At 69.1% G+C, this 17,301-nt stretch carries 4 protein-coding genes; 2 read left to right on the top strand and 2 right to left on the bottom strand.

The window, feature by feature from the left end; genetic code table 11:
• Positions 1-3: 3 nt before the first annotated feature.
• Positions 4-672 carry an Rv1157c family protein gene (locus QM693_RS25290; protein ID WP_283333823.1) on the bottom strand — a complete coding sequence of 223 codons (669 nt, stop codon included), beginning with the start codon at positions 670-672 and terminating at the stop codon, positions 4-6.
• 106 nt (positions 673-778) lie between these two features.
• Here QM693_RS25290 and QM693_RS25285 point away from each other — a divergent pair, with 106 nt between their 5' ends.
• A complete protein-coding gene (locus QM693_RS25285; protein ID WP_105415523.1) occupies positions 779-1,786 on the top strand; it encodes an NAD(P)H-dependent glycerol-3-phosphate dehydrogenase in 1,008 nt (335 codons plus the stop codon).
• 134 nt (positions 1,787-1,920) lie between these two features.
• Positions 1,921-16,629 (top strand): non-ribosomal peptide synthetase, encoded by a 14,709-nt coding sequence (locus QM693_RS25280; RefSeq protein WP_283353725.1) that lies wholly within the window; start codon positions 1,921-1,923, stop codon positions 16,627-16,629.
• On the opposite strand, the gene QM693_RS25275 is transcribed toward QM693_RS25280, so the two are convergent.
• Positions 16,564-17,280 (bottom strand): M50 family metallopeptidase, encoded by a 717-nt coding sequence (locus QM693_RS25275; RefSeq protein ID WP_280780458.1) that lies wholly within the window; start codon positions 17,278-17,280, stop codon positions 16,564-16,566. The genes QM693_RS25280 and QM693_RS25275 overlap by 66 nt on opposite strands.
• Positions 17,281-17,301 lie beyond the last annotated feature (21 nt).

Below are 17,301 nucleotides of genomic sequence, written 5' to 3'. Positions count from 1 at the left end.
CGATCACGCCTGGACGACGCCGACCACCGGGGCGTAATCACATGGCGGCAATGCCCGGCTGGTGTTGTCGAGGATGCTCCCGAAGACGACGAACACGATTGTGCCCCTGCCTGTCTCGAGGGTATTGGACAGCGTGACGATGTAGTCGGCCGGCCGCTCCTGATACAACGGCGCTCGCCCCGACTGCATGGTGGTGAGGTTCAGCCAGGCGACCTCGACGAGGTCGCCCTGCAGTGGCGACGACATTGCCGTGTTCATCCCGCTGAAGAAGACATTGACCTTCCCCGGCGGAATGACTGGGACAGGAAGGTTCTCGTCGACGGCGGGGCCTGCTATCGCGCGAGCGATACCGACCGAATCGTTCTGCTCTCCGAAGCCGGCAGGGAGGCAGTCGGCTGCGGTGGTGTCGTACAGGAACGGCTGGGCGGTGCCCTCGACGAGATGAACCGATCGGGGGAAGTAGTTGTAGCGCGGTGTACCGTCGGCGATGCGCTCGATGGTGGTCGTGATCGACTGCGCGGTGCGGGTGCTGATCGGCATGGCGGCCGATTGGAGGGCGGCTCGCACTGCCGCCACGTCGCCGAGCGGCGGGGGCACGGCGCGCGCTTCACCGGCCGCCATGGAGACGAGCACACCGACACACGCCGCAAGTCCTGCAATTCGTCCACGCATGAATGGATGCTAGCGGCCACAGGGACTTGCCGAATCAGCTTCGTGAACGCCCGGCAAGTGCCAGGCTTGAGGTCATGGACAGCATCAACTCGATGGGTGACCGGTAATGGCCCGCCCGGTACGCGTCGTCGTGCTCGGCGCCGGCTCGTGGGGGACGACGGTGGCAGGTCTCGCCGCCCACAACACACCGACCCTGCTGTGGGCGCGGAACTCGGATACGGCCGACGAGATCAACAACGAGCACCGCAACTCCCGCTACCTCGGCGACCGCCCGCTCCCCGACTCCATGCGCTCCACAGCCGACATCGTCGAAGCGGCCCATGAAGCCGACGTTCTCGTGGTTGGGGTGCCGTCGCACGCGGTCCGCAGCACCCTCGCTCAGATCGCCAACGAGGTGCGGGCGTGGGTGCCGGTGCTGTCGCTGGCGAAGGGGCTGGAGCCGGGAACACGGCTGCGACCCACCGAGGTGATCGCCGAGTGCCTGCCCGGGCATCCGGTCGGGCTTCTCGCGGGCCCGAATATTGCGCGGGAGATCGTGGACGGACTGGCGGCCGCGTCGGTCGTGGCCACCCAGGACGTTCGGGTGGCCACCGCGTTGCAGCCGTTGTTCGCGTCCGCCGTGTTCCGGGTGTACCGGAACACCGATGTGCTGGGCTGCGAACTCGGTGGCGTGCTGAAGAACATCGTGGCGATCGCCTCGGGAATGGCCGACGGGCTGGATGTCGGCGACAACACGCGCGCGATGGTCCTGGCGCGAGGGTTGGCCGAGATGACCCGGCTGGGTGAGGCGATGGGCGCGAACCCGCGGACGTTCGCGGGACTCACCGGGGTCGGAGACCTGATCGCCACCTGTATGAGCCCGAGTTCGCGTAACCGGCGGGTGGGCGAGTACATCGCCCGCGGCATGACGGTCGACGAGGCGGTCGCAAAGTTGGGGCAGGTGGCCGAGGGCGTGAAGACGGCCCCCACCGTGATGGAACTGGCCCGCGACTACAACGTGGAGATGCCCATTGCCGCCGAGGTCGAGGCGGTGGTCGCGGGTCGGCAGACGCCGGAAGGCGCCTACCGTGGCCTGCGGAAAGTCGCTGCCGGCGGAGAGCACGAGGTGGCATGACCGCACGACTGCAACCGGCAGTAGCACTATCTAGACGTTTCTAAGCAATCTCCTAGAAAACTGGGGCAGACTCCTGAATGGAGGCACCCCAGCAAGCAGCGTCGTGCGGGGACGTATGCGTGAGAGAAGTCAGCATGAGTTCACCGACCTCGGTTGGTCCCGGAGACTCGTCGGCGCGCGCGTTCCCCCTGTCACCCGCGCAAGCGGGGATGTGGCTCGCGCAGCACGTCGATCCCGCGGTTCCGGTGTCGGTCGCCCAGTACGTCGACATCCACGGCGACCTGGACCGGAGCGCCCTCACAGACGCGTGTGTCCGCGCGGCCGCCGAGTTCGAGTCGTTTTTCCTGAAGGTCTCCGAGATCGACGGGCAACCGCTGCAATGGGTGGACCCGAGCCTGGACGCCTCCGTCGGCTACCTCGACTTCCGGGACACGCCGGACCCGGAGGCGTCGGCGCACGCGTGGATGCGCACCGAGACCGCCGATCCGATCGACATCCAGCGTGACCGTCTGACCGTCTCGTTCCTTCTCCACGTCGGACACGACCATTACTTCTGGTATTCGCGCGCCCACCACATCGCGATGGACGGTTTCGGGTCCGTCACGATGCTCTACCGGATCGCCGCGCTCTACACCGCCGCGGTGCACGGACTGCCACCACCCGCGAGCAGTCCGGTCGGTCTGCGGCGCATCCACGAACTCGAGACCGACTACCGCACCTCCGCCCGCCGGGAATCCGACCGGGACTACTGGACAGAAACGATGCGTGGTGTCACCCACGCGAGCACCCTCGCGCGCGGCTCCGCGCCGCCGACCGCCGGTTCCCGGCACGTCGGCGCAACGTTGACCACCGAGGTCGTCGATCAACTCGAGAAGAGCGCGGCAGCGCACGGCGTCAATCCTGCGACGCTCACCGTCTGTGCGGTCGCGGGCTATCTGGCGCGAATGACCGGCGAGGACGACGTCACGCTCAGCCTGCCGGTGTCGGCACGCACGACGGCGGCGCTGCGCCGGTCCGGCGGAATGGTGTCCAACGTGGTGCCGCTGCGCATCACGTCCGCGGGGACAGGGACTGTCGGCGATCTGGTGTCCCGCACGCGCCTCGTGATGTCGGGCGCCCTGCGGCATCAGCGGTACCGGCACGAGGACATTCGCGCAGACCTGGGAAGCGCACTGTCCGGGCCGCGACTGTTCGGCCCCGCCGTCAACATCATGCTGTTCCCCGAGGAGTTGGAACTCGGTTCGCTACGCAGCCAATTGCATGTGTTGTCTTCGGGTCCGATCGAAGACCTCCTGGTGAATCTGTACCGGTACGGTCCCCGCGGACGTGTGCACCTCGATTTCAAGGCGAACCCGCGACTGTATTCGCAGGACGAGCTCGAGGGGCACCATACGAGATTCCTGCGGTACTTCCGGCACTTCCTCGACGCCGATGCCGCCCACCCGATCGGTGAACTCCCGGTCCTCACGGAGAACGAAACCGCGGCACTGGTCCCCTTCCCCGGACCGCCCGACAGCGTGCCCGTCACGCTCGCCCACGTGTTTCGCGCCTCCGCCGCACAGCATCCGGACGCGACCGCCGTCGTCAGCGCCGGCCGCGAGATCACCTACCGCGAACTCGACGGGCGATCGGATCGGATCGCTGCGACGCTGGCACGATTCGGCGTCGGGTCCGGCGACATCGTCGCGGTGGCTTTGCCGCGGTCCTCCGACTATGTCTGTGCGGTCTGGGCCGTCGCGAAGACGGGGGCGGCATTCCTGCCGGTGGATCCGACCTCCCCGGTCGCCCGTGTTCGGCACATGCTCGACGACTCCCACGCGGCAGTTGGGTTGACGTCCGTCGAATACACGAACACGCTGCCGGACAGCACCGAGTGGCTACTGCTCGACGAGTCGGGCGGCTCGACCGCCGACGATGTGCCCCCGCCGACAATACGATTCGACGACGCCGCCTACCTCATCTACACATCCGGATCCACCGGAGTTCCCAAGGGAGTCGTGGTCACCCACCGCGGGATCGCCAATCTGGTCTCCGCGCAGCGCACCCGACTCGGCCTCGACAGCGCGGCAAGGGTTCTGCATGTCGCATCACCGAGCTTCGACGCCTCCGTCTTCGAGATGCTGATGGCCTTCGGCTCCGGTGCTGCGCTCGTCATCGCCTCACCCGCAGTGTTCGGTGGATCCCCTCTCGCACGGCTGATGACCACCGAACGCGTCACCCACGCGGTGATCACCCCGTCGGTCCTGGCGTCGATGGACCCCGGGGAGGTCGGAGGCCTGCGCACACTCGTCGTCGCGGGTGAGAAGTGTCCGCCGGAACTGTTGTCTCGGTGGGCATCCCGATGCCGGATAATCGACGCGTACGGTCCGGCGGAGACTACCGTCATGGCGACCGTCAGCGCGCCTCTCGCCGAGTCCGGACCGGTCACCATCGGCCGGCCGATCCACGGAACGAGGGCCGTGGTCCTCGACCACCGGCTCCGCCCGGTCCCCGCCGGTGTGGTCGGCGAGCTGTACGTCGCGGGGACCGCCCTGGCCCGCGGGTACCACCGCAGGGTTCGGCAGACGTCGGAACGGTTCGTCGCCGACCCGTACGGACCAGCGGGCACCCGCATGTACCGCACCGGCGACACGGTCCGCTGGACCCGGGACCACGAACTCGAGTACCTCGGACGCAGCGACGAACAGGTGAACCTCCGGGGTCTACGCGTCGAGCCCGGCGAGATCGACGCGACACTCCGCCGGCATCCGGCGGTTCGATTCGCCGTCACCGTGATTCGCTCGCAGACGGCCGGCGATCAGCTCGTGTCGTATGTGGTGGGCGCCGACACCCTGGCCGAGCAGGAGCTGCTGTCGTTCCTCACCGCCGAACTGCCACCGCATCTGGTGCCGGCCGCCGTCGTCGTGCTCTCCCACATTCCGTTGACCCCGTCGGGCAAGCTGGACCGCACTGCCCTCCCCGAGCACAGCCGCCGGTCACGTTCCCGGACCGCCCCCAGAAGCGAGCGCGAACGCACACTCCACGGCCTGTACGCCGACGTTCTCGGCACGTCCGATTTCGGTGTGGACGAGTCGTTCTTCGCGCTCGGCGGCGACAGCATCATGGCGATCCAATTGGCCTCCCGGGCGAGGAGTGCGGGAATTTCGTTCACTCCGCGCGACGTTTTCGAGCAGCGCACGATCTCCCGTCTCGGCCACGTCGCGGGGAGCGACCTCGACAGACCGGTCCTCGCGGAACTGCCGGGCGGCGGGGTCGGCGACATGCCGCTCACCCCGGCGGCCCGATTTCTCCTCGACCGGGCGGGCGTCATCGACCGGTACGCACAGGCGGTGACGGTGGAACTGCCACGCGCTGTATATCCCGACACGCTGGACAGTGTGATCGGCGCCGTCGTCGATCGGCACGACGCACTGCGGGCGCGCCTCGTGCGCGGCTCGGACGGGACGGCGTTCCTCACCGTGAGCCCGGCAGGCGCACCGCTGCCGGCGGGCACGATCCTGCGGGTCCCGCTGCCCGACCACGCCGACCCGGCGCAGCGTACGCGGGACGAACACGAGGCCGCAGTCCGCCGGTTGAATCCTGCTGCGGGCGTGATGGTGCAGTGCGTCTGGCTCGATCCCGGACCGGAAGACACCACGCGCCGCGGGCGGCTCCTCCTCGTCGCCCATCACCTGGTGATCGACGGGGTCTCGTGGCGAATCCTGATCGGCGATCTCGCGGCAGCGTGGGCGCAGGTGGAGGCGGGGATATCGCCTACCCTGGCACCGATCGGCACCTCCCTGCGCCGGTGGTCGCACGGCCTGATCGAGGAGGCGCAGCGGCCGGGCCGCAGGTCCGAGCTGCCGTTCTGGCGTGAGATGACCGCGTACGAGGATTCGCCGCTCGGCACCCGCCCCCTCGACACGCGGCGTGACGTGAATTCCACCGTGGATCGGGTCCACACGGACGTGTCTGCGGACGTCACACACTCGTTGCTCACCGGCCTCCCGGCCGCCTTCCGCTGTGAGGTCAACGACGCACTGCTCACCGCGCTCACCCTCGCCCTCGCGCAGTGGCAGCGCCGGCGGGGACGACCGGCCACCGCGCCGGTGATCCGGCTCGAGGGGCACGGCCGCGAGGAAGGGGTGCTCCCCGGCGCCGACCTTTCCCGCACCGTCGGGTGGTTCACCAGTATCTTCCCGATTCGCCTCGACCTCGGGGACGTCGACCTGGACGAGGCGTTCGCGGGCGGCCCTGCTGCAAGCACCGCGATCAAGTTGGTCAAGGAACAGTTGCGTGCGGTGCCCGACAAGGGCATCGGCTACGGGCAGTTGCGGTATCCGGGGGACGACCTCGGCCAGGTCGCCTTCAACTACCTCGGCCGGCTCGATACCGCGGAGACAGAACATGATTGGCGCCCCGTGCGGGACGACACCGCCGTGTTCTCGTCGGCGGAACCGTCGATGCCGGTCACCGCGCTGATCGACATCACCGCGTTCACCGCCCGCGGTGTCCTCGACGCCACCTTCGCATACCCGGCGGGTGCGATTGCGCCCGAGGACGTGCGGGCGCTGGGCGATCTGTGGGAGCAGGCGCTGACAGCGCTCGCCGCGGTGGCGCGGTCTCCGCGCGCCGGTGGGCTCACCCCGTCCGATCTGCCGCTCGTCGCCGTGGACCGCAACGACATCGACGAGTGGGAGCGGGACCATCCGGGTCTGCTCGACGTGTGGCCGCTGACGCCGTTGCAGTCGGGCCTGCTGTTCCACGCGGCACTCGCGGGTACGGATGCCGATCCGTATGCGATGCAGGTGATCCTGACCCTGTCCGGACACCTCGATCAGGATCGGCTCCGGCGCGCATGCGGCGCCGTCCTTGCGGGGCACGCGAACCTGCGCACCGCATTCGTGCGCGACAGTCGCGGCGTCCCGGTGCAACTCGTGCTCGACGACGTGCCGCTGCGGTGGCGGCACGTCGACCTCACGGACGTCACAGAGGATCCCGAGGTCCTGCGCGACGACCGCACCACCCGCTTCGACATGTCTGCCCCACCGCTGATTCGGTTCACCCTGCTGTCGCGGGGGCCGAACCGCGTCGACCTGGCGATCACCGCCCACCACATCGTGCTGGACGGCTGGTCCATGCCGTTGCTGGTGCGCGAACTCTTCACCGCCTACCAACGCGACGATGTCCGCACCGAGCCGCCGGATTCGAGCCCGTACCGCGACTACCTGGAATGGCTGGCGACGAAGGACACCGAGGCCTCGGCGCGGGCGTGGGTCGCGGCTCTCGACGGCATCACCGAGCCCGCCGCGTCGGCCGAACCCACCCCCACCACGTCGGAGACGGTGCTGGAGCTGAGCGAGGAGGACACCCGGAAGCTGACCGCGCGAGCGACCGAGCTCGGCGTCACGCTGAGCACGATCGTGCAGGCGGCCTGGGGAATCGTTCTCGGGCAGGCGACCGCCCGGGACGACGTCGTGATCGGCGCGACCGTCTCCGGCAGGCCCGCGGACGTCGCCGGGGTGGAGAGTGCGGTGGGATTGTTCGTCAACACCGTGCCCGTGCGGATCCCGCTGGTCCCCGATACCGACACCGCCATGCTGCTCACCCGCCTACAGGCCGACCATGTGCGCCTCCTGGACCATCACCATCTGGGCCTGGCGGACATCCAGCAGGCAGTCGGCGTGGCGCCGCTGTTCGACACGCTGGTCGCGTTCGAGTCGTACCCCGTGGACCGCACCGCGCTGCCGGAACCCGTCGACGGACTCACACTGGACGAGGTCCGCGCACACGATGCGTCGCACTACGCCGTGACGCTGGCGGTGACAGTCGCCCGGACCCTCCGGTTGACGGCGAAGTGCCGGTCACATCGATACGACGAGAAAGCCCTGCTCGCCCGCGTCGGGCGCGTCCTCGAGTGCATCAACGGGGATCCGCACGTCGTCCTCGGCAGGCTCGACCTCCTCGGCGATCAGGAGCGCGAGCGGGTGCTGCGCACCTGGAACGCGACGGACGCACCGGTACCCTCGCAGACCCTGGTGGACCTGTTCGACGCGCAGGCCGAGCGTTCCCCGGAGGCCGTCGCGGTGGTCTTCGGCCCGGATCGACTGACGTACGCGGAGTTCGACGCACGGGTGAATCGACTCGCCCGGTATCTCGTCGCGAAGGGAATCGGACCGGAAACCGTCGTCGGTGTCGCGGTACCCCGCTCGATCCAGCTTCTCGTGGCGCTGCACGCGGTACTGAAAGCCGGCGGCGCCTACCTGCCGATGGACCCCGAGCACCCGCTCGGACGAACGGCACTCGTCATCGACTCGGCCTCACCCGCGCTGGTCCTCACGTCCGATTCCCGCAATCGCACGGTCCCGGACGGAGTCGCCGTCGCGGATCTCGATCTGTTGGACCTCACCGGGTACGACCCCCGATCGATCACGGATTCCGAGAGACGCGCACCGCTGCATCCGGCGAACGCCGCGTACGTCATCTACACGTCCGGTTCCACGGGCCGGCCCAAGGGCGTGACGGTGACCCACGAGATGATGGTGAACCAGTTCCGCTGGGCGCAGACGCTGACACCGCTCGACGGTTCCGATGCGGTATTGCACAAGACGCCTCTCACGTTCGACATTTCCGCGTGGGAACTGCTGTGGCCCTTGCATACCGGTGCACGGGTGGTGATCGCCGCACCCGACGGACACCGCGATCCCCGCTACCTCGCACGGATCGTCGCGCAGGAGTCGATCACGACTCTCCATGTCGTGCCGTCGATGCTCGACGCCTTTCTGGAGCAGTGCGGGCCGCGGGAACTCGCCCCGCTGCGCCGCGTGTACTCGGCGGGTGAACCCCTGTCCGCGGCGACGGCATCGCGATTCGAGGGACGCAGTCCCGCCGCGCTGTACAACTGGTACGGCCCGTGCGAGGCGGCGGCGGCGACCTCGGAGTCGGTCGACGGCAACGAGTTCGGCACCGCGGTCGCCATCGGCCGTCCCATTTCCAACATACGTACGTATGTACTCGACAGCCGGCTCCGGCCGGCGCCGATCGGGACAAGGGGCGAGTTGTACCTTGCCGGTGCGTACTTGGCGCGCGGGTATGCCGGACACCCCGACCTGACCGCCGAACGCTTCGTCGCCGATCCCTTCGGCGGAACCGGTGGACGGATGTACCGCACCGGCGACGTGGTGCGGTGGAATCAGTCGGGCCGGCTCGAGTATCTCGGGCGCACCGACTTCCAGATCAAACTCCGCGGCCAGCGCATCGAACCCGGCGAGATCGAGTCCGCGCTCACGTCCGACCCGGCTGTGACCCACGCGGCGGTCACGGTGCACCGTGACGCGAAAGCGGGAGATCGGCTGATCGCCTATGTCGTAGCCGCGCACGGTGTGCCGCCGGATGAGCGTCGGATCGTCGACCGTCTCGCCGGTCTGCTCCCGGACTACATGATTCCCTCCGCCGTCGTCCCGCTCGCGGCACTACCACTCACCACCAGTGGAAAGCTGGATCGCGCCGCCCTACCGGAACCGGCCTCCGCGACCTCCTCTTTCGACCCGCCCGTCACCCCCACCGAGGACGTGGTCGCGTTCGTGTTCGCGGAGGTCACCGGCACCGGCGGGGTGGGCAGGCACGACAACTTCTTTGCGGCGGGCGGAAACTCGCTGACCGCGGCGCAAGCCGTCGCCCGCGTCGGAGCGGCGCTGGGAATCTCCGTCGACGTCCGCGCACTGTTCGACCACCCGACGGTCGCGGACCTGTCGGAGTATCTCGCGAAGCGAACGCACCAGACCGGGCGGGCGCCCCTGGTCCCCCGCGCCCCGACCGCCCACGTGCCGCTGTCCCTGGCACAGCAGCGACTGTGGTTCCTGAACCGGCTCGACGGACGCTCGGCGACCGACAGCATTCCCGTCGTGCTCCGCCTCACCGGCACGCTCGACGAATCGGCACTGTGTGCGGCGGTGGGTGACGTGATCGAACGACACGAACCCCTGCGCACCGTCTATCCCGAGCACGACGGGGTCCCCTGCCAGCATGTTCTCCCCACCTCCGCGGTGCCGCCGTGCACGGTGCGGACGACGACGGACCCGATCGGCCGGGTCCGCGGCCTGCTGTCGACCGGATTCGACCTCACCGCCGAACCCCCGGTTCGCACCGAACTTCTCGCGGTGAGCGCCGACGAATGGGTGCTGGCCCTCGTCGTCCATCACATCAGTGCGGACGGGTTCTCGCTGGGACCGCTCGCCCGGGATGTGATGGCCGCATATCGCGCCCGGGCGCAGGGCAACTCGCCGGTCTGGATGCCCCTTCCCGTCCGCTACGCCGACTACGCCCTCTGGCAGCGTGAACTGCAGGACGGGCAGCGCGGACTGGCGTATTGGACGCAGACCCTGTCCGGGTTGCCCGAACTGCTCCCCCTGCCGTTCGACCGTGCGCGCCCGCCCGTCACGACGCACCGGGGCGCGAGCGTCGAGTTCATTCTCGACGCCGAGATTCATCGGCGGATTCGTGCTCTCGCGCGTACTCACGACGCCACTCCGTTCATGGTGGTGCATGCGGCGCTGGCCGTCCTCGCGGCCAGACTCGGCGACACGTCGGACATCGTCGTCGGCACGCCGATCGCGGGTCGCGGGCCCCGCGCACTCGACGATCTCGTCGGGATGTTCGTCAATACACTGGTGCTCCGGACAGACGTCCCGCTGCACACCACGTTCGCCGACATGATCGGCCGCGTGCGGGACGTCGATCTGGCCGCGTACGCCCATGCGGACGTCTCGTTCGAGGAGGTTGTGCAGGCGGTCGCGCCCGCTCGGTCCCGCAGTCGTAATCCGCTGTTCCAGCTGGCGCTCGCCTATCACAACACGGCGCCGGTCGTGATCGACCTGCCGGAGATCTCCGCCGACATCGTCGAGATCGAGACGCACACCGCGAAATTCGACCTCCAGCTCACGGTCACCGAATCAGTGGACGACGCAGGCGCCCCGGGACCGATATCGTGCGTTTTCACCTACGCCACCGATCTGTTCGACGACGACACGGTCTCGGGAGTCGCGGACCGGTTCCAGCGCCTTCTGCGGGCCGCGCTCGCACACCCGTCCGCCGTGATCGGCGACATCGACGTGCGGGACGTCGCGGAACAGCAGGCGCAGCATCACGGACCGCCTTCGGTGCCTCAGCGCACCCTGCCCGACCTGATGTCCGCTGCCGCCCGGCAGAGTCCGGGGGAATCGGCGCTGACGGCGGACGGCCGGTCGATGACGTATCGCGAACTCGACGCCGAGTCGAATCGGCTCGCCCGCGCCCTGATGCGGCGCGGGGTGGGACCCGAGGCTCTCGTGGCCCTCGGGGTGCCGCGCTCGGTCCTGTCCGTCGTCTCCGTGTGGGCGGTCGCGAAGACGGGTGCCGCGTTCGTGCCCGTCGACCCGCACTACCCCGCCGCGCGGGTCCGGTACCTGATGGACGACTCCGGCGCCGCCCTCGGGCTGACCACCGCCGCGGACCGCGAGGCCCTGCCGGACGGTACGGACTGGCTGTTGCTCGACGACCCGGACTTCCGAACAGAATGTCGCGGCTACTCTTCGGCCCCGGTCACCGATGCCGACCGTGCTCGGCCGCTCGATGCGCGCCACCCCGCGTACGTGATCTACACATCCGGTTCGACGGGAAATCCCAAGGGAGTGGTGGTGATCCACACCGGTCTCGCCGACTTCACGGCGGAACAGCGGGAGCGGTATTCGGTGACGGCGTCGTCGCGCACCCTGCACGCGTCGTCGCCCAGCTTCGACGGCTCGGTGCTGGAGATACTGCTCGCGCTCGGTGCGGGCGCCTGCATGGTGCTCGCACCACCGACGGTCCAGGCCGACGACCCGCTCACGGACCTGCTGGCCCGCGAGCGGGTCAGCCACGTGTTCACCACGCCGACGGTGCTGGCGACGGTCGACCCGCGCGGCCTGCACGACCTCCGGGTCGTCGTGGTGGGCGGCGAACCCTGCCCACCGGAACTCGTGGCGGTGTGGGCGGCGCAGGAGCAGATGTTCAACGGATACGGCCCGACCGAGACGACGGTCATGGCGAGTATCAGTGATCCCCTGGCGGCCGGCAGGCCGGTCACCATCGGCCGTCCGGTCCGCGGCGCCACCGTACTCCTGCTGGATTCGCGTCTGCATCCGGTTCCGACGGGAGTGGCCGGCGAACTCTACATCTGCGGTCCGGGCGTCGCCCGCGGCTATCATCGCAGGCCCGCGCTGACCGCCGCGCGCTTCGTCGCCTCCCCGTTCGGCCCCTCCGGGGAGCGGATGTATCGGACGGGCGATGTGGGTCGGTGGCGCCGCGACGGGTCGATCGAGTATCTGCACCGCAACGACTCGCAGATCGAACTGCGCGGCGTCCGAATCGAACTCGGCGAGATCGACGCCACCCTTCTCACCCATTCGACCGTGCGATTCGCGGCGACGGATGTGCGTGAACTGCGGGACGGCGTCGACGCACTCGTGTCGTACGTGATCCCCGCACGGAACGAGACGGTCGATCCGGATCAGCTGATCCGCTACGCGGCGACGCGTCTGCCGACGACGCTGGTGCCCGCGATCGTGGTCGTGGTGGACGCCGTCCCGCTCACCGTGAACGGGAAACTGGACCGCTCGGCGCTGCCCGACCCCGTCCCTCCGGCGACCGAATTCGAGGCCCCGCACACGCCCGCCGAACGGGTGGTGGCCACAGTGTTCGCCGAGGTGCTCGGACTCGACCTCGTGGGTCGTGAGGCCAACTTCTTCGCCGTGGGCGGCAGTTCTCTGTCCGCCACGCGCGCCGCGTCCCGGATCGGTGCCGCACTGCACACGACGGTGCCGGTGCGCGCGGTGTTCGACACGCCGACCGTCTCGGCGCTCGCGGCATCTGTCACCGAGCAGACCGACGGCGCGACGCACGTCGCACTCACCGTGCGTCCGCGCCCGGCCCGCGTGCCGCTGTCGCCTGCGCAGCAAAGACTGTGGTTCCTCGCCCGCCTCGCACCCGGCTCCCCCGAATACACCATCCCGATGGCATTGCGGCTGACCGGGGCACTCGACGTCGCCGCGCTCACCGCGGCCGTCGCGGACGTGGTGGGCCGTCACGAACCGCTGCGCACCGTGTATCCCGACACTGACGGCGTGGCCTACCAGCAGTTGATCCCGGTGTCGCGGGCCGCTCCCACACTCCGACCGATACCCGTGTCCCGCGGTGACGTCGCCGCGCGGGTTGCGACGTTCGCGTCGAAGGGTTTCGCCCTGGACGCCGAACCGCCGATCCGTGCCCGGCTGTTCGCCCCGGCCCCCGACGAATGGGTGCTCGCCGTCATGGTCCACCACATCAGCACGGACGGGTTCTCGGTGCCGGTGCTCGTCCGCGACGTGATGACCGCCTACGCGGCGCGGGTCTCGGGCGAGGCACCGCGGTGGCCCGAGTTACCGGTCCAGTACACGGATTACACCCTGTGGCAGCACGAGTTGCTGGGCGACCGCGACGACCCGCAGTCCGTTGCCGCCCAGCAACTGTCGTACTGGAAGGACACGTTGTCGGGTGCGCCGGAACAGCTGTCCCTCCCTGCAGACCGGCCGCATCCCGCCATTGCGTCGCACCGCGGCGGAACAGTCGAATTCGCGCTCGACGACGTGCTCTATCGCGCGGTCGAGCACACCGCTACGGCCCTTGCCGTCACCCCGTTCATGGTCGTGCACGCGGTATTCGCGGTGTTGCTCGCGAGGCTCAGCGGATCCACCGACATCGTGATCGGCACTCCCGTCGCGGGACGCGGGGATCAAGCCCTCGACGACCTGGTGGGCATGTTCGTCAACAACCTGGTCCTGCGCACCGACGTGATTCCCGCGGAAAGCTTCGCGGACCTGCTCGGCCGCGTGCGAGAGGTCGACCTGGACGCGTTCGCGCACTCCACCGTTCCGTTCGAAACCGTGGTCGAGGTGCTCGATCCCGCCCGGTCACGTGCACGCAATCCACTGTTTCAGGTGGCCCTGGCGTTCCAGAACCTCGACCACACCCCGCTCACCCTGCCCGGACTGCGGGTGTCGGCGATGACTCCCCCTACCCGGTCGGCCCGATTCGACCTGCAACTCACCGTGACCGTCGATCCGGACCCGTCGACGGAACGCACCCGGCGTGCGGCGGTGTTCACGTACGCCACCGACCTGTTCGACCACCACACCGTCGCGGACATCGGCGAACGGTTCATCCGGATGTTGAGCGAGGCCGTCGCACAACCGGATACGTCCGTCGGCGACCTCGCCCTCCTCGATCCGGACCCGGACGTCCCCACCGCCGCGCCGTCCTCCGGCGAGACTCTCGTCGATCTGTTCGAGCGGCAGGTCACCGGTTCACCTGACGCGACCGCACTCGTCTCCGGAGATCGTGCGCTCACCTACCGTGAACTCGACGAGCACGTGAATCGCCTGGCCCGCCACCTGATCGGCGCCGGCGTCGGCCCGGAGTCCATGGTGGGACTGGCGATTCGCCGCTCGGTCGACCTCCTCGTCGGAATGTATGCCGTCGCGAAAGCGGGTGGGGCGTACGTGCCGATCGACCCCGATCAGCCCGCGCAGCGCAATGCCCAGGTCATCCGGTCGTCGGCCGCGCGTGTCGTCCTCACCACCGAGCGCGATCGGTTCGACCTCTCCGACGTCCTGCCCGCGGAGACACAGCTCGTCGTCATCGACCGGGTGGACCTGTCCGGCGTCGATCCGTCGCCGATCTCCGACCTGGACCGGATCGCTCCCCTGCTCGCTCAGCACCCCGCGTACGTGATCCACACGTCGGGATCGACGGGCACCCCGAAGGGAGTCGTCGTGACCCATGCGGCCGTCGTGAGCTTCCTGAGTTGGCGTCAGGACACCGACCCGCTCGGCGCGGACGACACGGTGATGCTCAAATTGCAGTACACGTTCGACGCCTCGGTCCGCGAATTCTGGTGGCCGCTGATCGCCGGTGCGCGGCTGGTGATCGCTCGACCGGACGGCCACCGCGACCCGCGGCATCTCGCCGAGCTGATCGGACGGCACCGGGTGACCGCGGGATACTTCCTTCCCCTGATGCTGGCCGAGATCCTCGCGATCCCTGACGCAGACCTCACGTCACTGCGGCAGGTGTCCTGTGGCGGGGAGGTCCTGCCTCCCGGCACGGCACACAGTTTCCACGCGCGGTGCCCGGATGCCGTGCTGTACAACGAGTACGGCCCGACCGAGACGGCGGTCGCTGTGACCCGCACGGTCGTCGGCACGGAGGCCGCGACCGTCCCGATCGGTGTGCCGCAGAAGGGCGTCGGCGTGCTCGTGCTGGATTCGCGGCTGCATCCGGTGCCCGTCGGCGTTCCGGGTGAGCTCTACCTCGCCGGTGCCCAGTTGGCGCGCGGCTATCTCGGGCAGCCGGGGGTGACGGCCGCCCGATTCCCCGCCAATCCGTGGGGACCGCCCGGTCAGCGGATGTACCGGACCGGCGACGTGGTGAGTCGCCGCAGAGACGGGACGATCGACTATCTCGGCCGGCGCGATCTCCAGGTGAAGATCCGCGGTCAGCGCGTCGAACTGGAGGAGATCGAGACGGCGCTGCGAAGCCATGCTGCCGTCGCGCAGTCCGCGGCGGCCGTGTACGAATCAGCCGGCACGGGGGCCCGGCTGGTCGGCTACGTGGTGCCGCGTCCGGACATGGTGGTGGACACCCGTGCCGTGTCGGCGGAACTGGCACAGCGGCTGCCTCGCTACATGGTGCCCAACCAGGTCGTGGTGCTGGAGGCGCTACCGTCCACACCCCACGGCAAGCTGGATCGACGGGCGCTTCCGGATCCGGGGGTGCCGCGGGCGCAGCGGTTCCGTCCCCCGACGACCCGCACCGAGAAACTGGTCACCGCGGTGTTCGCGGACGTTCTCGGCACGGGTCTGGTGGGGCTGGACGACAATTTCTTCGAACTGGGCGGCAACTCGCTGTCCGCGACCAGGGCTGCGTCACGGCTGCACACATCGACTCGGGTCGAGGTCCGGCTCGAATGGTTCTTCGCCGACGCGACCGCGGAGAGCATCGCCGCGCGAATCTCGTCGAGTTTCGCGGCGGCCTCCGACGCTTCCGCCGGACTCGGGGTGTTGCTGCCGCTGCACCCGGACGGTGGACGGGAGCCGCTGTTCTGCATCCATCCGGCCATCGGGTTGGCCTGGTGCTATGCGGGATTGAGTGCGCATCTCGGCCCCGACCGCCCCGTCTGGGGGGTGCAGTCGCCCGCCGTGACCATGCCCGGCGAACGGTTTTCGTCGATCACGCAGCGGGCCCATCGATATGTGGAGGAGATTCACCGTGTGCAGCCGCGGGGGCCGTATCACCTGCTCGGGTACTCGGTGGGCGGCGTGATCGCGCACGCGATGGCCGTCGAGTTGCGCTCGCTCGGCGAGGAGGTGCGTGTGCTCGCGATGATCGACAGCTACGCGGCGGCGGAGCGGGACACCCCGGCACCGACACTGCCGGAACTGCTCACGGAATTCGGCGGCGGGGCGTCGGAGCACCTCGGACCGGAGCAGCTGACCCGGTTGTACGAGGACTACGTCGACGTCGTCGACGCTGCCGCCGACTTCGTGCCGGGACACTTCGACGGCGACCTGGTGTTCTTCGGCGCTGCCGGGAACGGATCCCAGCCCGCTCCGGCGAGCGCGACGTGGCGGCCGTGGATCGATGGGGACGTCATCGCGCACACCGTCGACCGCCCACACACCCGGATGACCGACCCGGAGGCGCTGGCCGTCATCGGACCGATCCTGGCCGAATACCTGGCGGGCGCCTCAGCCACCGACGGGACGGAGAATCCACCAGCCACCCAGTGCGAGGCAGCTCAGCGTTACGAGTAGGGACAGACCCACCCAGACGATGCCGGGAACGCGGGTGAGCCGCGCCAGCTGATCCGCATCCGACTCCGGTGCTGCGCCGCGGGCGCGTTGCCGCTGCAGTTCGAGGACCGGGCGCGGCGCGGCGACGAGCATGAACAGCGTGATCAGATACGCCGCGGCCACCTGCTGGTCCTGCGTCCCGAACCACACGAGTCCGAACAGCAGCGCCCCGACCACCGTCAGGGAGAACAACCCGTACAGGTTTCGGACGAGGATCAGCATGGCCGCAAGAGCGACGACACCGATCCACAGCACCGCGACCGCGTGCTGGGTGCCCAGCACCCAGGCCGCACCGAGCCCCAGAACGGCAGGACCCACGTAGCCGGCGAACGTCATGAGGACCACACCGAGCCCGGTCGGTTTGCCTGACGAGATGGCGACACCCGATGTGTCCGAGTGCAGCCGCACCCCCTTCAGCGTTCGACCGAACAGCAGGGCGACCACCAGATGCGCGCCCTCGTGCACGATGGTCACCACGTTGCGGGTGACTCGCCAGGCGTGCGGTTCGAGGACGAGTATCACCGCCACCACCGCCGTGACCTGAACGATCCAGGGAGCCGGCGCGGGGCTGACGGCGCTCATGCGCTCCCACAGCGATTGAATTCCATTCATCGGCGCCGAGTGTACGGCGAC

Origin of the sequence: Rhodococcus sp. IEGM 1305, assembly GCF_030058635.1 — a bacterium.
GTDB lineage: Bacteria > Actinomycetota > Actinomycetes > Mycobacteriales > Mycobacteriaceae > Rhodococcus_F > Rhodococcus_F opacus_D.
The sequence above is the reverse complement of the archived record's forward strand: the minus strand, read 5'-3'. Positions and strand labels throughout refer to the sequence as shown.